The sequence below is a fragment of the Nocardia inohanensis NBRC 100128 genome, from assembly GCF_001612945.1.
Taxonomy (GTDB): Bacteria; Actinomycetota; Actinomycetes; order Mycobacteriales; family Mycobacteriaceae; genus Nocardia; species Nocardia inohanensis.
Genome location: NZ_BDBK01000017.1, coordinates 106,755 through 127,258, shown reverse-complemented (window position 1 = coordinate 127,258; position 20,504 = coordinate 106,755). Strand labels below are relative to the sequence as shown.

General features: G+C 69.4%; 18 protein-coding genes and 1 pseudogene. 7 read left to right on the top strand and 12 right to left on the bottom strand.

What is annotated here, in order from left to right; translation table 11 throughout:
• The first annotated feature begins 64 nt into the window (after window positions 1–64).
• Window positions 65–436, top strand: coding sequence for a hypothetical protein (locus NI1_RS31280; protein ID WP_067828165.1), 372 nt, complete (start codon window positions 65–67; stop codon window positions 434–436).
• 54 nt (window positions 437–490) lie between these two features.
• Complete coding sequence (locus tag NI1_RS31275; protein WP_067828162.1) at window positions 491–1,012, top strand: hypothetical protein; 522 nt, start codon at window positions 491–493, stop codon at window positions 1,010–1,012.
• Window positions 1,013–1,033: 21 nt separating this feature from the next.
• On the opposite strand, the gene NI1_RS31270 is transcribed toward NI1_RS31275, so the two are convergent.
• The gene (locus NI1_RS31270) at window positions 1,034–2,869 is read right to left on the bottom strand and encodes an ROK family protein (RefSeq protein WP_157535436.1); all 1,836 of its coding nucleotides are present in this window, start codon (window positions 2,867–2,869) and stop codon (window positions 1,034–1,036) included.
• Window positions 2,870–2,916: 47 nt separating this feature from the next.
• Between NI1_RS31270 and NI1_RS39630 the strand changes: the two are divergent.
• The 3 genes and pseudogenes from NI1_RS39630 to NI1_RS31260 all read left to right on the top strand — a co-directional run.
• A pseudogene (locus NI1_RS39630) lies at window positions 2,917–3,654 on the top strand (carboxylesterase family protein); the annotation flags it as partial.
• Window positions 3,655–3,892: 238 nt separating this feature from the next.
• Window positions 3,893–4,486 (top strand): carboxylesterase family protein, encoded by a 594-nt coding sequence (locus tag NI1_RS39625; protein ID WP_245663493.1) that lies wholly within the window; start codon window positions 3,893–3,895, stop codon window positions 4,484–4,486.
• Window positions 4,487–4,539: 53 nt separating this feature from the next.
• Window positions 4,540–5,235, top strand: a complete 696-nt coding sequence (locus tag NI1_RS31260) for a chymotrypsin family serine protease (RefSeq protein ID WP_067828157.1) — start codon at window positions 4,540–4,542, stop codon at window positions 5,233–5,235.
• Window positions 5,236–5,246: 11 nt separating this feature from the next.
• Here the strand turns inward: NI1_RS31260 and NI1_RS31255 are convergent, their stop codons facing one another.
• From NI1_RS31255 to NI1_RS31210, 10 genes are all read right to left on the bottom strand, one after another.
• Complete coding sequence (locus NI1_RS31255) at window positions 5,247–6,305, bottom strand: aminotransferase class V-fold PLP-dependent enzyme (RefSeq protein ID WP_067828154.1); 1,059 nt, start codon at window positions 6,303–6,305, stop codon at window positions 5,247–5,249.
• A 120-nt stretch (window positions 6,306–6,425) separates the two neighbouring features.
• Window positions 6,426–7,928 (bottom strand): flavin-containing monooxygenase, encoded by a 1,503-nt coding sequence (locus NI1_RS31250; protein ID WP_067828152.1) that lies wholly within the window; start codon window positions 7,926–7,928, stop codon window positions 6,426–6,428.
• A gap of 106 nt (window positions 7,929–8,034) precedes the next feature.
• Window positions 8,035–9,042, bottom strand: a complete 1,008-nt coding sequence (locus tag NI1_RS31245; protein ID WP_067828149.1) for an AurF N-oxygenase family protein — start codon at window positions 9,040–9,042, stop codon at window positions 8,035–8,037.
• Between the two features lie 76 nt (window positions 9,043–9,118).
• Entirely contained in the window at window positions 9,119–10,462 is a 1,344-nt protein-coding gene (locus tag NI1_RS31240; protein ID WP_067828145.1) for a hypothetical protein, read from the bottom strand.
• A gap of 13 nt (window positions 10,463–10,475) precedes the next feature.
• Window positions 10,476–11,309, bottom strand: coding sequence for an ABC transporter permease (locus NI1_RS31235; protein WP_067828141.1), 834 nt, complete (start codon window positions 11,307–11,309; stop codon window positions 10,476–10,478).
• Entirely contained in the window at window positions 11,306–12,259 is a 954-nt protein-coding gene (locus tag NI1_RS31230; RefSeq protein ID WP_067828138.1) for an ATP-binding cassette domain-containing protein, read from the bottom strand. Before NI1_RS31230 ends, NI1_RS31235 begins: the two co-directional genes overlap by 4 nt.
• A complete protein-coding gene (locus NI1_RS31225) occupies window positions 12,249–13,541 on the bottom strand; it encodes a glycosyltransferase (protein WP_067828135.1) in 1,293 nt (430 codons plus the stop codon). Before NI1_RS31225 ends, NI1_RS31230 begins: the two co-directional genes overlap by 11 nt.
• Window positions 13,542–13,544: 3 nt before the next feature.
• Window positions 13,545–15,191, bottom strand: coding sequence for a condensation domain-containing protein (locus NI1_RS31220; RefSeq protein ID WP_245663492.1), 1,647 nt, complete (start codon window positions 15,189–15,191; stop codon window positions 13,545–13,547).
• Window positions 15,192–15,344: 153 nt separating this feature from the next.
• The gene (locus NI1_RS31215; protein ID WP_067828130.1) at window positions 15,345–15,740 is read right to left on the bottom strand and encodes a hypothetical protein; all 396 of its coding nucleotides are present in this window, start codon (window positions 15,738–15,740) and stop codon (window positions 15,345–15,347) included.
• A 358-nt stretch (window positions 15,741–16,098) separates the two neighbouring features.
• A complete protein-coding gene (locus tag NI1_RS31210) occupies window positions 16,099–16,305 on the bottom strand; it encodes a hypothetical protein (RefSeq protein WP_067828127.1) in 207 nt (68 codons plus the stop codon).
• 141 nt (window positions 16,306–16,446) lie between these two features.
• On the opposite strand from NI1_RS31210, the gene NI1_RS31205 reads away from it, so the two are divergent.
• Together NI1_RS31205 and NI1_RS31200 are read left to right on the top strand one after the other, a co-directional pair.
• Window positions 16,447–17,178 (top strand): Mut7-C RNAse domain-containing protein, encoded by a 732-nt coding sequence (locus NI1_RS31205; protein ID WP_067828124.1) that lies wholly within the window; start codon window positions 16,447–16,449, stop codon window positions 17,176–17,178.
• A 150-nt stretch (window positions 17,179–17,328) separates the two neighbouring features.
• A complete protein-coding gene (locus NI1_RS31200) occupies window positions 17,329–18,570 on the top strand; it encodes an MFS transporter (RefSeq protein WP_067828120.1) in 1,242 nt (413 codons plus the stop codon).
• Window positions 18,571–18,630: 60 nt separating this feature from the next.
• Here the strand turns inward: NI1_RS31200 and NI1_RS31195 are convergent, their stop codons facing one another.
• Window positions 18,631–20,313 carry a cutinase family protein gene (locus NI1_RS31195; RefSeq protein WP_067828118.1) on the bottom strand — a complete coding sequence of 561 codons (1,683 nt, stop codon included), beginning with the start codon at window positions 20,311–20,313 and terminating at the stop codon, window positions 18,631–18,633.
• Between the last annotated feature and the right edge of the window lie 191 nt (window positions 20,314–20,504).

Here is a 20,504-nt window from a genome sequence, read left to right as displayed (position 1 = left end):
TAGCATTGATGTCACAGACCACCGTCGCGTGGTCCCTGGCTTCCCTCGAGGAGGTGTACGCCCAATGGCCCTGCACACCACTCCCTGGTCCATCACGAGCGACGTCTCACCCGAATTCGCCGTCTGCACACCCACTTCCGGCGACGGGTGGATCCTGAGCTGGCTACCCGCACGGGTGCTCAGCTACGAGCAGGCCGTCAGCGGCATGGTCCTGGACGAAATCCTCAGCGACCCAACCCTCACCGACCCCGGGCCCGCCCTGGAACTGGCCGAGATCCGTGCCGCCGAGCTCGGCATGGAGCTGCGGGAAGTCGTTGTGCGCCTGGCTGTCCGGGTCGAGCAGCGCGACCGGCGGCGGGCGGGAGCGGCCCGGCGGCGGTCGCGTCGCCGCACCCAGCACTGCGAACGCTGCACCGTGACGGTGCCCTGCTCCTGAAGCCCGGTGCTCCGTTACCCGGCAGCATGTTCCGAGATCCGGGAGGTCGATCTCATGGACCCGCGCCGTTCCAGTCTCACCGGCACCGTAACCGACGCCCGGGCGCAGCTGGAAATGCCTGTCCTGCAACCCTTCTGGTTCCTCTTCGCGGCGGCGGCACTGGTGCTCGAGGGCATCCCGCCGCTGTCGCGGGCGATTATGGCGGTGACGGCGGGAGGGGTGGCCGTCACCGCCATGCTCGTCCATCTCGCCGCCCGCCTGGGACCACATCCGCTCACCGCGCTCGCCATACGCTTGGCCCCCATCCGCTCCAGAACCGGTCTGCGCCTGCATATCACCGATGACGCCGGAACGCTCTGGACCCTGCACTTCCTGCCCTGGCTCACCGAGGATCTGCACCCCGGCGACCCGGCCTTCGCCGAGGGGCGGCAGACCGCCGACCGGGAATTCCGCGCCCTCACCCTCACCAATATCCGCACCGGCAACCGCCACATCAGCCGCTGGGCCATGGCCTGGCTGACCGCCGCCACCTGCCTGGTGCTGGTCGCCCTCCTGCTCGCCACCCCGATGAACTGATCCACGCCGCCCGCGGACCGCTCATCCGGCCCGCAGCGGCGGCACCACCGCCGGATCGGAAAGCACTGCGCGCCGCGCGAATTCGACGGCGCCCAGCAGGATGGCGTCCTGCCCGAGCACCGCCGGAACCACTTCGAGGGCCAGCCCCGGCAGCAACGCGCGCCGTCCCGCCAGAGCGGACTCCACGCCGGGCGCGAGCCACGGAAACCATTGCGCCAGCGTCCCGCCCAGCACCACCGCATCCACATCCAGCAAGGCCGTGATCGATTGCACCGCCGCCCCGATGGCCCGCCCGGCCACCTCGACCGCCGTGAGCGCCGGGCCGTCGCCCGCCCGGAGGCGGGTCACCAATTCGGCGGAGGCGGCGCACACCCCCTGGTCCCGCAACATGTCCCGCAATCCGGCCGCACCCAGCACCGCCTCCGGCCCGGCGTATACAACGAGACAACCCCGTGCCCCGCAAGCACATTCGGGCCCGTCCCAGCCGACCGGCATATGTCCCGGCTCCCCCGCGACACCGTGACTACCGGTCTCGATGCGCCCATCGACGACGACGCCACCGCCGATCCCTGTCCCGGCCTCGATCAGCACCACCCGATCCCGCCGCCCCCGCGCATGAAACTCCGCCAACGCCGCCGCGTTCCCGTCGTTGACCACCTCCACCGCACACCCCAGCCCCGGCATTCGCGCTGCGATCAACTCTCCCAGCCGAACCGGGCCCAGCCACCCGAAATCCGGCGCCACCACCACGGTCCGCGCCGCGTCATCCCGCACCGGCCCCGCCATGGCCACTACGACCCGTACCACCGCGGCATCCCACCGATCGCCGGCTGGTGCGACCGATCCCGGGTGCGCCGCGCCGGCGCCGTCCGAGTCCGACCGAGCCCGCCCCGGCATCGCCGTGACACCCGTTGCGGCACCGCCGAACTCGCCGGCCCCGGCAACCACCGGGTGCGGCGGCGAAGGCTCATCCACGGCGGCCGGGAAAGGCAATCCGGTCGAAGGAGCACCGGATGCCGAGCGCGGCCACTCCGACGCTCCGACGGTGGCGGCCACCGCTCGCTGAAGCAGGGCGGCAACCGTGTCGGCCATCCGATCGGGCGCGATCGGTGTGCGGACGGGTGCGGTGGTCTCCCGGACCGTCGCACCGGACAAGTCCGCGGTACGGACCCGGATCCGGTCGGCGCCGATCTGGACGGTGAGGATGAGCGCTCGGGTGGGGGCCAGCCGAACCGGGCGGCCAGGACGGCCACGGGTGCCACTGCGCTGGACGGCGTCCTCGGTGATCAGGCCGCGTTCGAGGAGATCCGAGACCAGGGCGGTGACGGAGCCGTGGGCGAGGCCGGTGGCGGCGGCTATTTCGGTGCGGGCACACGGACCGTGATCGGCGATGTGACGCAGGACCAGGCCGAGATTGCGACGGCGGACAGCGGCGGCATCGCTGGGCGCGGTCACGGCGGGCGCGGCACCGTCGAACGCCGCGCCGCCGAACGCGGCGACGCCGAACGCGGCGACGCCGAACGCGGCGACGCCGGAACTAGCGGACGCACGGTGCGAGGTGCCGGTATCGGCCGGGATCGACGCCACGCCCGGCTCGGCAGGCGAGACCGGCGCGGCGGGCGAGGCCAGCTCGGCAGGCGAGGCCAGCTCGGCAGGCGAGGCCAGCTCGGCAGGTATGACCGGCTCGGCGGGTACGGCCGAGCCAGCGGGTACGGCCGAGCCAGCGGGTACGACCGGGCCAGCGGGTACGACCGGGCCAGCGGGTACGACCGGGCCAGCGGCCGCGGCCGGCCCGGCAGGCACGGCCGGGCCGGACGCGGCGGGATCGCCGGGTGGGACGGCGGGTTGTTGGGGCACGGGGTAGACATTAGGCTGGCGAAGAATTTTTTCAACTGTTGACATATATGGACACCGAGGTCGAGATGCCTGCTGACAAGTTCGGACGTCGTTCGTTGCTGCTTGGAGCGGGGGCCCTGGTCTTGGCCGCCTCGGCCTGCTCCAATCGATCGGAAGCCAAGACGGCGGCGGATGTGGTCCCCACCACCTATGGGCCGGTTCGAGGCGAGCGGCGGGAGAGCGGGTTCGCCTTCCTCGGGATTCCGTATGCCGCGCCGCCGATCGGCGAGTTGCGGTTCGCGGCTCCGGTTCCGCCGACTCCGTGGCGGGAAACCCTGGATTGTCTGCAATACGGACCAACGGCGCAGCGGAAGCAGATGGCGGAGGTGACCGCCATTCCCGAGCCGACGATTCAGGGCGACGGGATCCTGAATCTCAATGTGTTCACGCCCGAGACCGGACGGGACTCGAAACTGCCCGTGCTGGTGTGGATTCACGGCGGCGGGTTCGTGGCGGGCTGCTCGGCCAGCCCCTGGTACGACGGGGCCGCGTTCAATCGGGACGGCGTGGTCGTGGTGTCCATCGGGTACCGGCTGGGGATCGAAGGGTTCCTGCACCTGGAGGACGCGCCGGACAATCGTGGCGTCCTGGACTGGATCGCCGCGCTGAAGTGGGTGCGGGACAATATCTCCTCGTTCGGCGGGGATCCGGAGCGGGTCACCGTGGCCGAGCAGTCCGCGGGCGGCGGCGCGGTATGGGCGCTGATGGGGGCGCCCGCCGCGAAAGGTTTGTTCCGCGCGGGCATTTCGGAGTCGGGCGCGCTGACGCAGCCCAACGACCGCACCACGGCCCTGGCCATGTCGGCGCTGTCCACCAAGCGCACCGGGCTCCCGGCCACCGCCGCCGCCATGAAAGACCTGGGGCGAGACCAGATTCAAGCCCTGGAGGACAAGCTGCGCGCGACGGGCCCGGACAGTTTACCGGCCCTGCTGCTCGGGCTCGCACCGTGGGCGGACGGCACGCTGATCGCGAACCAGCGCCGATATGACGAAAAACGGTGCGGCCATGGATATTCCGCTGCTGCTCGGCTTCACCACGCAGGAGTTCAACGGAGCCAAGTTCGGCGGGGATACCCCGCCGGTCACCGACGCCACCCTGCCGACGGCCCTGGCCGCGCTCGGCTTCGACCCCGCCACCACCGACGGCTTCAAAACCGCCTATCCGGGCCAGAGCGCGGAGCAGCTGTCCGGCCAGGCGCAGAGCGATGCCGTGCTGCGCGCACCGGCGTATCGGGTCGCCGAGGCCCGCGCCGCGCACAATCAACCGACCTGGCTCTACGAATTCGCCTGGCGGTCGCAGGCCCCGGAGTATCGCGGCATGTCCTTCCACTGCCTCGATGTCCCGTTCGCCTTCGATCTGCTGAAGGCAAAGGGCGTGACCGCGGTGGCCGGCGACCATCCACCGCAGTCGCTGGCCGACGCCATCCACAAATCCTGGGTGTCGTTCATCGCCGACGGGGACCCGGGAGCCGCCTGGCCTCGCTACACTCTCGACCGGCGCGAGGCCATGATCTGGGCCGAGGTACCGAGCGTCCAGTCCGATCCGTTTGCCGCGCAGCGGCCGATCTGGCTGCGCTGAGCCGGAAAGCTACCGTGTAGTTAAACGTTGTCTAGACGGATGGGTGGTTGGGCATGCTCGAATCGCACCGCTGGATCGTGCCGGCGGCGGTGGTCGCCGCACTGGGGTTCTCCGCACCGTCGGCGCAGGCCGACCCGGCTGCGAAGGTCCCGCTCGGCGGCGGCTCGGGCATCGTGCTCGGCGGCAACACCAAGTGCAGCCTGACCACCATCGGCCACGACGGCGCGGGGCGACTGGTCGGCTTCACCGCCGGGCACTGCGCCGAGGCCGGTACGCCGGTCGCGGGTGAGCAGTTCCGGGACGCCGGGGTGGTCGGCGTCGTCCGCACCGCCGACGAGCAACTCGACTACGCCGTCATCGAATTCGATCCGAACCGGGTCGACCCGCTCCGCACGGTGGGCGGCACCACCATCGCCGGCACCGCTCCGACCCCCGATACCTGGGATGTGGTGTGCCAGAACGGTCGCACCAGCGGGCACGCCTGCGGCACCGTATTGGGTTCCAGCCCGGTCGGCGTCATCGAGCAGGCGTGCTCCAGCTACGGCGATTCCGGTGGTCCGCTGACCGTCGGCGATCGCCTGATCGGGATGGTCTCCGCGCCACTCATCAACGACACCAGGGCTTTCCGCTTCAGCTGCACCGATCCGTACAACCCGTTCCACTCCCCCGTCATCGGCATCGCCTTCGACGCGGTGCGCGGGGCCGTCGACGCGAGCCAGGGCATCGGGTCGGGGTTCCAGCCGATCTGAACCGGAAAGCCTTATCCGGCGAGCACATCCAAGACGTGGTCGATCTCGTCCTCGGTGTTGTAGAGGTGGCAGGCCAGCCGCAACCGGCCCGCCCGCATGGAGCCGATCACCCGTGCGGTCCGCAGCCGCTCGAGTGTTTCGGGCGCGACTTCGACGGACACGATCGCCGAATTCCCTTCGGGCAGGCCGAGTCCCTCGCGCAGGCGGTTCGCCAAGGCCACATCGTGACGCTGGATATTGCCGATGCCGACCGATTCGATGGTGCGCAGTCCGACCCGCAAACCGATCCACGCCGACCAGGCCGGTGACACATCGAAGCGCCGGGCATCCGCGGCCAGCCGCAGCGGCGCGTCGTAGCAGGTCTCCCACGGGTTGTAACCGGCGTACCAGCCCGCCGCGACCGGACGCAGCGTATCGAGCGCGGCATCGGTACCGGCCAGGAACGCACTGCCTTTCGGCGCGAGCAGCCATTTGTAGCCGACGCCGACCACCCAGTCGGCCCCCGTCGCGTGCACCGGGTACCAGCCGGTCGCCTGGCTGAGATCGAACAGCACCCGCGCACCGGCGGCGCGGGCGGCCGCGACCACGGCGGGCATATCGACGATCGCACCGTCGGCGGATTGCACCACGGCGGCGGCCACCAGGGCATCATCGGATCGGACCGCGGCGGCCAGTCCGGCCAGTGGCACGGTCCGCACCTCCAGGTCCGGGCGCGCCAGGAAAGGCCAGACCACGGAGGCGAATTCCCCTTCGGGCAGCAGCACTCTCGCACCGGGCGGCAGGCTGTCCGCCACCACCCCGACCAGCTGCGACACCTGCGATCCGATGGCGATCTGCCGCGCCTCGAACCCGGTCAACCGGCCGATCGCGGCCCGGCAATCCGCGATGATCGGATCGACGTCGGGGATCACGAATTCACCGGTCACGCGCTGCCGGTCGGCCCGCTCCAATACCTGCGCCGCCTCGATGGGCAGCAATCCACAGCTCGCGGCATTCAGATACGTCACCGTGGGGCCGAACGCCGCGCGCACATGAGCCGGGAGCGGAGTCGGTAGCGATTCGACAGTCATCACCCCATGCTGCGCGCCGCACCGCGCCCGGGAAAGAGCCAGCGGCGGGACCGGTGGCCTGTTTACCGCTCAGCCCCCGGCGACCGGAGTCGCCGGGGGCTGAGGGGTGCCGAAAGCCGCTCAGGCGGAGCGTGATTCGGCTTCCACCGGGGCCGCGCTCCGCGCGACGCGGCCGAACCGGAGGATGCCGTCCTCGATCGCTTCCTTGCGGAGCATGGCGCGATCGCGGAAGTAGTTGTTGATCACGAGCCACGGCCCGCGGGTGCCCTGGCGCGGCATCACGCTGTCACCGCGCTGGATGTAACCCGAGGTCAGCGCGCCGCCCATCAGCGAGGCTTCGGACCGGTCACCCTCTTCGGGCACCGCGACCACCTTCGTGTATCCCTTGTCCCGCATGAGATTGAGGATGCGGCAGAAGTACTCGGCGGACAGGTCGGCCTTCAACGTCCAGGAGGCGTTGGTGTAGCCGAGGATGATCATCGCATTGGGGACGTTGCCGAGCAGTGAACCCTTGTACGCCACCAGATCCCGGGTGGCGACGGTTTCGCCGTCCACCTCGAGCTCGGCCCCGCCGAGCATCTGCACGGTGAGACCGGTCGCGCTGATCACGATATCGGCCTGCAACTCCTCGCCCGAGGAGAGCCGGATCCCGTGCTCGGTGAAGGTCTCGATGGTGTCGGTGGCGATGGACGCCTTACCGCTGCGCAGCACCTTGAACAGGTCACCGTTGGGCACCACGCACAGTCGCTGATCCCACGGGTTGTACTTGGGCGTGAAGTGCCGCATATCGATCTTGGGGCCGACCTGCGCCCGCACCGCCGCCAGCATCAGCTTGGCCGAGAGCTTCGGATTGGTCCGCGAGAGTTGGTAACTCGCGCGCTGGAGGGCGATATTGCGCGCCCGCCCGGCCTTGTAGGCGATGGAGGCCGGCACCTTGGCGAACTTGAAGCCGACCGCGACCGGATCGTCGGCGGGCAGCGCGGCGATGTAGGTGGGCGAGCGCTGCAACATGGTCACATGCGCGGCGTCCTTGCTCATGGACGGAATCAGCGTGATGGCGGTGGCGCCGGAGCCGATGACCACCACCCGCTTACCGGTGTAGTCGAGATCCTCGGGCCAGTGCTGCGGATGCACGATCCGGCCCTGGAACCGCTCCTCGCCGGGGAATTGCGGCCGGTAGCCCTTGTCGTAGTCGTAGTAGCCGGTGCAGCCGACCAGGAAGTTCGCGGTGTAGGTCTCGGCCTTGCCGGTGCGCTCGTCGAACGCCTCGACCGTCCACAGGTTCTGTTCACTGGACCAGGCGGCCTTCACGACCTTGCGGCCGAAGCGAATGTGGTCGGTGACGCCGTACTCCGCGGCGGTGTCCTCGATGTACTGCCGGATGTGCGGCCCGTCGGCGAGCACCTTGGTGCCGATCCACGGCCGGAAGCCGTAGCCGAAGGTGTACATGTCGGAGTCGGAGCGAATGCCGGGGTATTTGAAGAGATCCCAGGTCCCGCCGATGGCGGTGCGACGCTCCAGGATGAGGTAGCTGCGTCCGGTCTGTTCCCGGGTCAGATGGCAGGCCATGCCGATTCCGGACAGGCCCGCGCCGATGATCAGTACGTCGACATGCCGCGTCATTGGGGTTACTCGCTTCACTGGTCGCGCGCCCGGACACCGGCGTCCGGACGCGCCAAGATTACATGTGATTTGCAGTTACGTCTACATCACCCGGCCGATGGCCAGGTCAGGCGGCACGCACCTGGCCCGGACGGTCCGGTTCCGAGCGGTAACGAGTGGTCGGGCCGTCGATGCCGAGCACCTTCCACACCCGCTTGGAGACCGGGTTCATCAGGCCGATCCGCTTGGCCAGCGCGCGCACATCGCCGTAGAAGCCCGCGAACGCCTCCTTGGACTCGGGAGCCCCGAAGAAGACCTCCTTGCGCACCTCGCGCGGGATGCCGAACTCCCGGAAGAAGGAGCGCGGCGGAATCACGATGGCCCGGCCGCCGATCCACATGACGATCGGGAAGGCCAGCGACAGCACGAACTTGCTCAGCGGATCCGACTGCGGCACATGGTGTTCCAGGAATTCGTGGGCGAACGAGATGTGCCGCGCCTCCTCGGCGATATGAATCGCCATGACGCCGCGCATGATCGGGTGAATATCCTCCTGCGCCCGCAGAATCGCCTTCTGCACGTGATCGATCGGCTCCTCGCCGGAGAGCACGGCGGTGAAGAACAGATTCGGGAACAGCGCGGCCAGCGGCGGCACGATATAGGTGAGCTGCTTGAGGATCGGCCCCATGCCCGGCACGTCGATGCCGATGCGGTTCACCATCTCCTGGAACATCAGGGTGTGATTGCACTCCTCGATGACCTCGTGGGTGCAGTACCGGAATTCGGCGTCGCCATTGGGCAGCTTGAAGGTGTGCTGCACCATGCCGCCGATCAGCAGGGTCTCGAATTGCAGCCCCACCTTGGCGATATTGGCCTGCCGCCAGAGCCCGATGGCGATCTTGCGGGCCTGCGACTGCGCCTGATACCAGGGATGACGGGCGAACATATCGCCGGATTCGGGGAGAATCCAGCGCGGGTCGTCGGCGCGCACCGCGAAATCGGGGTGATCCCAATCGATATCGGTGAACGGGTCGAAGTGCTTGTCGACCGAGCCCTGGGACAGCAGCATGAGCTTGTCGGCATACTGCCGCGCGAGCGCGACCACGGGATCTGTTGTCACGGATGCTGACACCATTGTCAGACCCTCCTCAGGTGTGGCGAAGGTTACTGTACCTCATGGTTACACCTAAATTGGCGCGGCGTCAACAGCCCTAGGTCCAGAAGGCCGGGCGCAAACCCCAGGCATCGAATTCGGCGGTGACCAACTCGCGCAGCGCCTTCCGGGTCGGGAAGCGGTCCGGGTCGGCGGCGGTGACGGCCAGGGTGACGGTCTCGCCATCGCTGGACCAGGAGAGGTTCAGGCCGATCTCGACCCGGCGGAAGGTCTCGGTAGGGCCGGTCCGCACGACCGGGCGCATCAGGACCGAGCTCGCCTTCACCCCGCCGATGGTGGCCACGCCCTGACCGGTCTCGCCGAGATTGGTGCACAGGCATTCAGGGGCCTTGGCAGTACGGGAGAACCAGGCCAGCACCGGGCGGGGCAGCATCATCTGCACCGGCTGGAGGTGTTGCAGGGCCGGGGTGGTGGCCGGGTCGCGGTAGGCGGTGGCGGCGGCTTTGACGGCAGCGCGGACCTGGCGCAGGTCGGTGCGGTCGCCCTTGCGGTACTCGACGGCGATGGGCAGGCCGGTGGTGGCATTGCCGCGCGGATCGTGCTCGACACGCATCGAGTGCGGGATGTCGACGCGCACGTGCGCGCCGTCGGGGACGCGTTCGCTGCGGCCGAGCAAGCCGACCGCGACGCCGACCATGAGGCCGTTGGCGGTGCCGTCGTGGGCTGCGGCCACCGAATTCCATTCGGACAAGGGAACTTCCACCACCAGATCGGCGGGGGTGTGTTCGGGGCCCAAGGGCAGGACCGGGTCGGCGGGGCGCGGGTTGCGGGCGGGTTCCGCGACATCGCGGGCGGCGACGGCGGCGCGAATGCCCTTGCCGGCGGCCAGCAGTTGGCCGTACGCGTCCCGCAGGTGTTCACGATAACGGCCCAGCGGACCCGTCCCGATCAGGCTGCCCGAGCTGCCCGCCACGCTGGGCTCCGCGCCGGAATCCAGTTGGCGCAGTGCGTCTCCCACCGCGAACAGGACCGCGCCGCCGTCCGCGCCGACATGCGAGGTGACCAGGGACAGCAGGGTGCCGCCGGTGGTGGTCGGGGCGGCGGCGAGTCGCCAGACCCGGCCGGTGGCGGGGTCGAAGTCGCCCTCGGTCTGGGTCAGGAACCAGTCCAGCACACCGTCCTCCGCTACCGGAATGTCTTGGTAGAACAGTGGATTCGACTTCTCCGACCAGACCCACCAGGGGCGCGCGATCGGGATCGCGGTGTGTTCGACGCGACGGGACAGGAAGCCGTGCGCCAGGTGGGCGTGGAAGCGTTGCAGGGTCTCCTCGTCCACGGGTTCGGCGAAGCGCCAGGCGAGCTGGTTGACCACGGCATTGCCGTAGAGCGCGTGCAGTTTGAGGAACAGGTCGTCGTCGGCGGTGAGGCGATTGATGGCCATGCGGGTGCTCCGATCAGCGGGCGCGCAGGGTGCGGACGGTCAAGGGGGCGAAGACGATCGCGATGAGCAGCGCCGCCAGCACCGACCAGCCGAAGTCGGAGCCGAGGGTGCCGTGGTCGGCCAGCGTGCGCACGGCCGCCACCAGGTGGGATACCGGGTTGTAGTCGGAGACGTGGCGCAGCCAGGTGGGCATCGCCGCGACCGGGACCAGGGCATTGGAGGCGAAGGACAGGAAGGTCAGGACCAGCATCGACATGCCCTGTACGGCGGCGGGTTTCGCGATCGTGACGCCGATGAAGGCGAAGATCCAGCTCATGGCGGTGGTGGCGAGCACCACCAGCAGGGCGCCGGCGAACAGGCCGAAGGGATGGTCGGGGCGGTAACCCATGCCGAAGCCGACCAGTAGGACCATGACGGCGGCTATCACGTATCTGGTCGCGCCGGCCGCCAAAGCGCCTGTCACCGAGGCGGATCGGGCGATCGGCATGGAGGTGAAACGGTCGAAGACGCCCGAGCGGATGTCCTCGGAGAGCTGCACGCCGGTGGCGACCGAGGAGGTGAGCACGATCTGCACCAGGACGCCGGGGACCAGGGTCGGCAGGTAGGCGTGCAGGCTGCCGGCGATGGCGGTGCCGAAGACATTGCCGAACAGCAGCGGGCCGATAACGGGCAGCAGCACGGCGTCGTAGAGCAATTGCGGGCTGTGCCGGAAGGTGAGCATGCCGCGCTTGGCCATGATCAGCGATTGGCGCAGGGCGGCGCGCGGGCCCACGTGAATCACGGTGGGGCGGCGCTCGATTCGCGGTTCCGGAGGGACCGTCGCGGGCCCCTCGACGAGCGTGGTCATGACAGCCTCCGGCCGGCGTGCTGGGTGAGGGTGAGGAATACCGAGTTGAGGTCCGGCCGGTCGACGGCGAAGCCGCGCAGCCGGATCCCGCTGGTGCGGCAGGCAGCCACCACTTCGGCGGCGATATCGGTGTCGCGCAAGGGAACCGCGAGGGTCGCCGGGGTATCCCCGTGCAGTGGCGTGGTTCCGGTGATCCGCTCCACGGCGGCATCGGCGAGCGCTCGCTGTCCCGGATCGGCGAGGTCGATGCGCAGCATCTCCTCCCCCACCGAGGATTTCAGCTCGCTCGCCGTACCCTCGGCCACCACCCGCCCGTGATCGATGACGGCGATCCGGTCGGCCAGCGCGTCGGCCTCCTCCAGGTACTGCGTCGTCAGCAGGATCGTCGCCCCGCGATCCACCAGCCGGCGGATCACCGACCACATGCGCTCGCGGGTATGCGGATCCAGTCCCGTGGTCGGCTCGTCCAGGAAGATCAACGGCGGCAGGGTGATCAGCGTCGCCGCCAGATCCAGCCGCCGTCGCATCCCACCGGAGAAGGTGGCCACCCGCCGCCGCGCCGCCCCGGTGAGCTCGAACTCCTCCAGCAGCTCCCCCGCCCGCCGATTCGCGGCCCGCCGGGTGAGCCCCAGCAGCTGCCCGAACAGCCGCAGGTTCTCCACCGCGGTGAGGTTCTCGTCCACCGCGGCGTACTGCCCCGTCAGCCCGATCATCGACCGCACCGCGGTGGCGTCACGCACCACGTCGTACCCGAACACACCGGCCCGCCCCGTATCCGGCCGCACCAGCGTGGCCAGCATGCGCACGGTCGTCGTCTTCCCCGCTCCGTTCGGCCCCAAGAGCCCGAACACGGTCCCGGCCTCGATCTTCAGATCGACCCCGTCCACCGCGGTGGTGCTCCCGTAGGTCTTTCCGATCCCCCACGTTTCGATGGCGATCTCACCCGTCATCACGAACCTCCATCAGTCGTGGCGAATTACCCGCCGATACCAGCGATTCGACGACATCGGCGGCCCGGGCCACCCCGTCGTCCCGGAACCGCATTCCGTAAGCCGCGGCCCGCAGCACCGTCTCCGGCTCGCTCGCCCGCCGCAAAGCCGCTTCCAGCCGCGGCCCGGTCAATCGAGCGAACGGCAAAGCCACACCGAGCCCGAGCTTTTCGACCTGCCGCCCCCAATACGGCTGATCGGCCTGCACCGCGCAGATCACCGAAGGCACCCCGGCCCGCAGAGCCGCCGCCGTGGTTCCCGCCCCGCCGTGATGGACCGCGACCGCGCACCTCGGCAACACCGCCCGATGATCGACCTGCTCCACCACCGCGACATCGCCGTCGATCCCGCCGCGAAACACCCCGCCCGCCAACAGCAATCGCATTCCGCGCCGCGCACAGACCTCCCGCACCATCCGCGCGGTAGCCGCCGGATCCGCGACCGGCATGGACCCGAACCCGGCGTACACCGGCGCACTCCCCGCCGCCAACCACTCCGTCAACGCCGGATCGATGCCGTCGGCGCTCGGCACGGGAACCGGAAACCCGGTTACCCTTCCGTCGCCGATCTCATCGATCAGTCCCGGAAACAACTCGACGTCATACCCGTGCAGCACCGTACGCGGATAGGCCGCATTCGATCCCGCGCCCGGAGTACGCCCCAACTGCCACCCGCCGGAAAAGCCCGGAGTGATCGCTGCACGCAGCGCGGCGATCTCGGGCGCGAGGGCGGCGGCTCGCGCCTTGGTGAGCAGGTGCCAGCCGAGCCGGTTGGCCGTCTTGGGAAGCCGCGCTCCCCACCCCGCGGGTACCACCGGCACGACGCCATTGGGGCGGATCGGGAAGAAGTGCAAGGCCGCCAACGGTATGCCGCGATGTCGTGCGACCTCGGCAGCGGCTTCCTCGCAGGCCATGCCGGTGACGAGCACATCGGCGGGGCCGGCGATGCCGAGCAGATCCAGGGCCGCCTCGGCGAATCCGCGTCGTTGCAGATCCAGGATCGCCCGGAGGCGCTGGAGCGGGTTGCGGGCGGTGAAGCGCGCGTCATCGCGTTGCGCCCGGAGCAGTTCGGCGCTGTCCAGGCCGAAGGGTTCGGCCTGGACGCCGTGGCTGGTCGCCAGCGCGACCAGGTTCGGGGAGACCGCGAGGGTTACCCGGTGGCCGCGGCGGGTCAGCTCCTGCGCCAGCAGGATTCCCGGTTGGGCGTCGCCGCGGCTGCCCGCGAAAGCCAGCAGGACCCGCATGGCTCAGCCTCGGCTCGGCGACGGGACCAGCCGCGCCGCGGCAGGGGGCACGGCGGGTCGCGGGTCACCGGCGAAGACCGGAGCGCCGTTCGATACCGGCGGTGGCACCGGGGGATTCGTCTCGGCCGGCGGCGCCTCCTCGAGACCGAGCAGGGTCGCGGCGGGCGGGCACAGCGCGGCCGGAATCTGGCCGGCGGGGGTATCCACCGGGGATGCGGGGGTTGGGTCCGCCGTCTGCGCGGCGGTTTCGGCCGGCGCCAGGTCGTGGGTGAATTCCCGCATGGCGCGGGCGAATTCGGCGAGGAAGCGATCCATTTCCGGGGCCGGGAAAGCGGCCGGGAACCGGGTGGACAGGCGCAGGCCGTCGGCGGCGCGGACTATCCAGAGGAAGACCTCGTCGCCGGAGTAGCACTCGGCGCGCAGGGTGTGGCCGCGCAGGGATTCCACCAGCTCGTAGTCGGGCAGCACGCGGATGTCCAGGAAGGAGATGCCGAACCGGGGGCTGTCGGTGCAGCCCAGCAGTTCCAGGGCGCGGGTCCAGGTGGTGTCGTTGGCGGCGCGGGAGCGACGCAGCGCGGTACGGGTGGTTTCGAGGGAGGCGTCCGGATCCAGGTCGGGGGCCAGGGTGATGTCCAACGGCACCACATTGACGAACCAGCCCATGGATTCCAGCCATTTCAGGTCCGGGCGGGTGGCGATCGGCATGATGGCGCGCATGGACAGATAGCCGAAGCTGCGCCGGTAGGCGATCGCCAGGGCGGTGAAGACCGCCACGGAGAGCCGATGCCCGCGCGCCGTGACCGCGTCCTCGACCCGCTCGAGTTCGGCGAGCGACAGCAGTCGCCGGGAGGTGCTGGTCTGCGGGGCCGCCGACAGTGCGTCACTGCCGCGGGTGATGGCGGGTTCGAAGCGGGGCAGCATGCCGCCCGAACCGTCGAGGAAGCGGCGCCACACCTGCACGCCCGCGCAGGACGGGGTGAGCGCGGCCGCGGCCGCCCGCTCGTAGGCGGCGAAATCCGCGGCGCTGCCGAAAGTCACGGACTCCCGCGCCGGTTCGCCGGCGGCCACCGACCGGTAGAGCGAGCGCAGTTCCAGAATCACGATGGCCTGCGAGTACGCGTCCATGACCGAGTGGTCGGCGGCGACCAGCACGGTGAAATCGGCGGTGCCGGGGTGCTCGACGGTGGCGAGCAGGCAGTGCGGCCAGCGCAGGGCGGACAGGCGCAGTTCCAGTGCGTCGGTGAGGTATTCGGTGATGGCCTCCGGCGCGGTGACGCCGGGCACCGGCTCGTCGCCGACGGTCACGGCGGCCCCGTCGCATACCAGGCGTCCGGGTTCCCCGTCGATCCGGTGCGCGAGGGTGGTGCGCAGCCCTTCGTGGCGAACGTGCCACAGCCGCACGGTCTCTCGCCACTGTTCGGGATGGAAGGGCGCGTCCATTTCGAAGATGGTGCCGATCCAGCGCCCGCGCCCGGGTCGCGGATCGGCGGCGTCGACGGCCTGGCAATGCCGCACGTGGACGCTGGTGAGCGGGCGATCGTCCGGGGTCCAATCGTGGCCGGGGACGAGTTCCGGGCGCCACAGGGTCAATACTCCCGGGCGGACGGCGAATTCGGACAGGTGGGTGTATTCCATCTCGACGGTCCTCATCGAATTTCATGCCTACGGGTGGGCGTTAGAATTTCGTAAAGAAATCAGCGTGCGCAAAAGACTGGCGCTAGCGCCCGGAAACCGTTCTGGCGAATTGGAAGTTAATTGCCGATCGACGCATGACGCGCCGGAAACCCATCCGGCTTTCGGGCGTTACTTCGCGCCCGCGGAGCCCGATCCCGCGGCGGCACTGCCGGTTCCGAGGGCCGCGGCGAGGGTGCCGCCGGCCTGCGCGGATCCGCTGGCCGCGCCGCTGCCGGTGCCGAGCAGGCCCAGCACCGAGCCCGGCCCGGGAATCAGCGAGCCCACCGATCCGGCGGCGGCACTGCCGGTACCCAGCGCCCCGGCGACGCCGCCCGCGGTGGAGCTGCCGGTGCCGAGTGCGGCGCTACCGCTGCCGAGCTGCGGCAACAGCTGCGAACCACCCGCATCGGCGGGCGACGCGGCGGCGTCGCCCACCGGTGCGGCGGTAGCCAGGCCGGGGGCCGCGAGACCGATCGCGATTCCGGTGAGAACCGTTGCGGCACGGGTGAAGAAGGGTGCGTTCACGACCTGAGTCCTTTCGAACCTGCATCAGGGAAGTGCGCCGGAGGACGGCGACTTGCTGTTCTGGCGGGCAGGCCGAGGAAGAGTGCGGCTGGCGACGCTGCCGGAAAAAGGCACTCGACGGGTTTTGCAACTCCAACTCCGTCGGTGGGTCGATTCGACCTGCGCAACTAGAAAAACACCAAAGTCAGATCCCCGCAACTCACAGGCTCGCAAACAAATGGTTAACGAAATGTTCGGCGCGTCTTCAATGTGCGCCACGCCACTGCACACATGAAATTTGACGGTAATTCACAAATGTCCGGAAAATGCCCGTGGGAGGGATCGCCGAGCGGCGATCCCTCCCACGTCCGGGCGCGGATTACGAGTCCGAGCGAGAGTGGCTGTGCTGCCCGCCCTTCTGCTTGGCCGCGGTCGGCTGGGCGGCGGCGCCCTTCCTGCCCGCCTCACGCGGATCGGCGCCGCGCGCGCTGCCGAAACTTCCGCTGCTGGCCTTGCCGCCCTTGCTGGCCTGCTCCGCGGTGTCGGAACGGTTGCCGAACTGTCCGGGGTTCTTGGGATTGGGCATAGCCGTCAATCCTTTCGCAGTAGCTGATTGTTGCCGTGGGCCGCGAAGTCGACCCTTTCCTGGCTCTACCCGGACCGGCGCGGACTAATCGCCGGGAAAACGAGTTGCCCGCCGGGCCTGGACTTTTGGCATGCTGACGGGGTGAACGCAGGGGAGATCCGAGTTACCGTCGCGCCGGAGTTGCAAGTCTTCGTCGGTCAGCGCGCGGCCGGAGCGGTGCGCGTGGACGGCGTCTCCACCCTGGGGCACGTGGTCGAATCCTTGGGGGTGCCGCTCACCGAGGTGGGTGAGCTGCGCATCGACGGCCGCACCGTCGGACCGGCCCACGTGCCCGGTGACGGGGAGTCGGCCGGGGTGCTCGCGGTGGCGCGGCCGCAGGAATTGCCGCAGCCGCCGCGTTTCCTGCTGGACATCCACCTGGGCACGCTGGCCCGGCGGCTGCGCCTGCTCGGGGTCGACGCCGCCTACGAGAATCCGGATATCGGCGACGCCGCCCTGGCCGCACGCTCGGCCGCCGAGCAGCGGGTACTGCTCTCCCGCGACCGGGGTCTGCTGCGTCGCCGCGAAATCTTCTGCGGCGCATACGTTTACAGTCACCGCCCGGCCGAACAGCTGGAGGATGTGCTGTCGCGTTTCGCCCCGCCGCTGCTGCCGTGGACCCGCTGCACCTCCTGCAACGGCGTGCTGCGCCCGGCGGACAAGGAGTCGGTGCGCGCACTGCTGCCCGACAGCACCGGCCGCACCTACGACAGCTTCGCCCGCTGTGCCGATTGCGGCCAAACCTATTGGAAGGGAGCCCATCACGCGCGGCTCGACGAGATCGTGGCGCAGGCGCTGGCGGCCCACGGCGGCGAACAGGTGCCGCCCGCCTGAGCGGTGCGATCGGTGCGCCGGTGATCTCCGGCCCATACGTTTGAGGGCAGGCTTCGTGATCCGCCGGTAGGTAATCTGCGGATTCTGAAGGACCCGCACGGCGGGGCCGCACAGAGGACACGTTGCCTCGCGTTCGATGAAGGGGCTCCGATGCCACGCACCACCCGGGTGACCATCGTGCTGCTGTTCGCGGCCTGGGTCGTCGACTACATCGACCGGACGGTCATCAACTTCGCGCTGCCCTACATCGGCCAGGACCTGCACCTCGATCACACCCAGCAGGGGCTGCTGGTCTCGGTGTTCTTCATCGCCTACGCCGCCGCGCAGGTGCCCGGCGGCTTGCTCGCCGATCGCTACGGCGCGCTGCGGATCGGGGTGGTGGGGCTGGTGGCGTGGTCGGTCTTCACCGGATTGACCGCGGTGGCCTGGTCGTTCCTGGCGCTGCTGGTCATGCGATTCCTGTTCGGGCTGGTGCAGGGCGTGTTCCCGGCGGCGGCCATCAAGGCGCTGGCCGAGCGCAGCACCCCCGAACAGCGCACCACCGCCACCGGCTGGACCAATGCCTCGAACGCGGTGGGGATTCTGCTGGCGGCGGTCGTGGCGAGCATCCTGCTGCCGACCGTCGGGTGGCGGGCGATGTTCGCGATCATCTCGGTGCTGGGGGTGGCGGTGATCCTGGCCTGGCGGCGCTGGATGCCGGAGCCCTTGGCGCAGGACGGGATTCAGCAGCCGGCGGGCTCGACCGCGCCGCGCCGGGTGCTGCTGTCGCCGGCGCTGCTGGGGTTCGCGGTTATCTTCTTCGGCTACGACGTGCTGGTGTGGGGGGTGACCGCGTGGCTGCCGACCTTCCTGCACGAGGATCGCGGCCTGTCCATCACGGTCGTCGCGATCGCCGCGGTGCCCTCCACCTTGGCGGCGGCGGTCGGGGTGGTGCTGGGCGCGCGGCTGTCGGATCGGCTGGGCGGGCAGCCGCGAATGCTGGTGGTGCCGGCCATGGTCGCGACCTCGGTGCTGCTGTTCGTGTTGCCGCGCATCGAGTTCTTCCCGCTGTTCGTGCTGACCGGATCGGTGATGACGTTCCTGGCGGGGCTGGCGTTCATGCCCGCGTTCGCGGTGCCGCTGCGCGCCCTGCCCAGCAGTTATATCGGCGCGGCGACCGGGGTGATCATTTTCGGCGGTCAGCTCGCGGGGGTGCTGAGCCCGCTGCTGTTCGGTGTGGTCACCGATCATGCTTCCTATACGGCCGCTTTCGAGAGCATGACGGTCGGCCCGGTGCTGAGCATTGTCGCGGCGCTGCTGGTGCCGCAGACCGCCGAGGCGTTCCGGGCCGCGACCGCCGGGCGCAAACCGCGCAAACCCACCGATCGGCGGCCCAAGCAGATGCTGGCCTGAGCACGCGAAACGGCCTTCCGTCACCCCGGTGCGGGGGACGGAAGGCCGTTGTGGCGGTTACTACTTCGCGGCCGTCGTGGTGGCGGGCGTGGTGGTCGCCGGCACCGTGGTCGTCGGTGCGGTGGTGGTCGGCTTGGCCGCCTCCGGCGAGGTGGTGGCCGGGGCCGCGGCTTCGACCGTGGTCGTCGGCGCGATGGCCGGGGCCGTGGTGGTCGGGGCCGTGGTGGTGGTCGGCGCCGTGGTCGTGGTGCCCGGGGTGGTGCCCGAGGTCGTGCTGCCCGGCGTCGTGGTGGTCGTGCTCGGCTTCGGGGTGGTGGTGCCCGGCTGGCCCGACGAGGTGGGCGCGGCGGCCAGTGCGGCCTTCTCGGCCGGCTTGGTCGTGGTGGTGGTCTTCAATTCACCGGCCTGCGCCTTCTTGGCCAGTTCGGTCAGCCAGGCGGCGGCGTATTCGGCGGAGGTCAGCTGCTTGCCTTCCTCGGGCTTCGCATCGCGCCAGTAGTCGAAGTGGTGGCCGGTGCCGTTGGGGCCCAGGGTGAGGTTGTAGGGATCGCTCAGGATGACCGGGATGGTGTTCTGGTTGGTGGTGATCAGCCCGATGATCTCGTTGAAGACCTTCTGCGGCAGGTAGGCCAGCGGCGACATGTTCTCGGCCGCAATGGAATCCGCCTGCGTGGTGGCCGGCTTGGACTCGCCCGGCTTGTAGTTCGGGTCCGAGACGCGCAGCAGCACCGAGAGGAAGGTCTCGTCGGAGGCCATCCAGTTCTTCTGGGACTGGATGTCGGCGAACGCCTTCATGGCGATATTGGCGAGGGTGACGGCCACGTCCTGACCGGTGGTGGCGTTCAGCCCTTCCCGCTCCAGCTGGTCGGCGTTGATCTGGCGGCCCACATTGACCACCAGGTTCAGCAGCGAGATGTTCTTGGGCGCGGCGCAGGTGAGGTCGCCGTCGGAGCAGAAGGACGCGATCTTGCCGCCCAGTTTGCCGAAGCCGCCCTGATTGCCCTTCAGCGCGCCTTCGCCACCGGCCGACCCGCCGCCGTACTTCTGATCGAAGTTGTCCGGGCTGCCGTTCGGGTCCTTGGCGCCGATGAAGGTGCCCTCCCCCGCCGTACGGCCCGAGTCGGCGAGGATGACCACACCCACCACGTCGTCGGGATTGACCGTCTCGTAGCGCCCGTTCGCGTCCGGCTCGCCGTTGCCGATCTTCATGGCCACCCGGCGCACCACGTCCGCGCCCTCGGAGTAGCCCACGATGGAGAACTTGGTGTCCGGGCAGGCCACCGCGATATCCCGCATGACCTGCTGGGTATTGGCGACACCGGTGTTGACCGCGTCCTCGTAGGAGGCCATGTTCGCCGGGTACGCGATATAAACGGCCTGGTAGGAATCCCCGTCGGTCCCATCCTTCGGAGCGTTCACCACCGGATCGAGCCACTGGCTGTTGTGATCACCCGAAACCGCGGCGGGCAACTCGTTCCCGTTCGCGTCGACCAGCAGTTTCGTAGTGCCCGCGACCGGAGTGTCACCACGACCGGCGACCGAAATGGTCACCATGTCATGGCATTCCGTCACCGAGGCACGCAATTGCGGGGACGCGGTCTCGGTATGCGAAGCGGTCAGCGACCACGAAGCCGCCACCACGGTAGCGATACCCAGCACCCCCAACGCCGAAGCCGACGCGGTGATCTTCTTGTTTTTTGCCAGCAAGGCGCGTTGTCTAGCTACGAACTCGCCGAAAGCCATGCCCAGAACCCCATTCGAAAAAGAAACCGGAAGTGGACGGACAGGGCCCCGACGCCTGTCGTTTGTCACGGAGCACGTCGCAACTCACCCCCGCGGCGTTACTCATGCGAACGATCCGCAACCCCCGAACCCGGCCCGCAATCCCCCCTCTCCCGCGAATCATCCCATGTCAGAGCCTTTTCGAACGGTCC

What these genes read in the sequence shown, in the direction of transcription:
- NI1_RS31280 (WP_067828165.1), top strand. Translation starts at nt 65, where the DNA reads ATGGCCCTGCACACCACTCCCTGGTCCATCACGAGCGACGTCTCACCC.
- NI1_RS31275 (WP_067828162.1), top strand. Translation starts at nt 491, where the DNA reads ATGGACCCGCGCCGTTCCAGTCTCACCGGCACCGTAACCGACGCCCGG.
- NI1_RS39625 (WP_245663493.1), top strand. Translation starts at nt 3,893, where the DNA reads ATGACGAAAAACGGTGCGGCCATGGATATTCCGCTGCTGCTCGGCTTC.
- NI1_RS31260 (WP_067828157.1), top strand. Translation starts at nt 4,540, where the DNA reads ATGCTCGAATCGCACCGCTGGATCGTGCCGGCGGCGGTGGTCGCCGCA.
- NI1_RS31255 (WP_067828154.1), bottom strand. Translation starts at nt 6,305, where the DNA reads ATGACTGTCGAATCGCTACCGACTCCGCTCCCGGCTCATGTGCGCGCG.
- NI1_RS31250 (WP_067828152.1), bottom strand. Translation starts at nt 7,928, where the DNA reads ATGACGCGGCATGTCGACGTACTGATCATCGGCGCGGGCCTGTCCGGA.
- NI1_RS31245 (WP_067828149.1), bottom strand. Translation starts at nt 9,042, where the DNA reads ATGGTGTCAGCATCCGTGACAACAGATCCCGTGGTCGCGCTCGCGCGG.
- NI1_RS31240 (WP_067828145.1), bottom strand. Translation starts at nt 10,462, where the DNA reads ATGGCCATCAATCGCCTCACCGCCGACGACGACCTGTTCCTCAAACTG.
- NI1_RS31235 (WP_067828141.1), bottom strand. Translation starts at nt 11,309, where the DNA reads ATGACCACGCTCGTCGAGGGGCCCGCGACGGTCCCTCCGGAACCGCGA.
- NI1_RS31230 (WP_067828138.1), bottom strand. Translation starts at nt 12,259, where the DNA reads ATGACGGGTGAGATCGCCATCGAAACGTGGGGGATCGGAAAGACCTAC.
- NI1_RS31225 (WP_067828135.1), bottom strand. Translation starts at nt 13,541, where the DNA reads ATGCGGGTCCTGCTGGCTTTCGCGGGCAGCCGCGGCGACGCCCAACCG.
- NI1_RS31220 (WP_245663492.1), bottom strand. Translation starts at nt 15,191, where the DNA reads ATGAGGACCGTCGAGATGGAATACACCCACCTGTCCGAATTCGCCGTC.
- NI1_RS31210 (WP_067828127.1), bottom strand. Translation starts at nt 16,305, where the DNA reads ATGCCCAATCCCAAGAACCCCGGACAGTTCGGCAACCGTTCCGACACC.
- NI1_RS31200 (WP_067828120.1), top strand. Translation starts at nt 17,329, where the DNA reads ATGCCACGCACCACCCGGGTGACCATCGTGCTGCTGTTCGCGGCCTGG.
- NI1_RS31195 (WP_067828118.1), bottom strand. Translation starts at nt 20,313, where the DNA reads ATGGCTTTCGGCGAGTTCGTAGCTAGACAACGCGCCTTGCTGGCAAAA.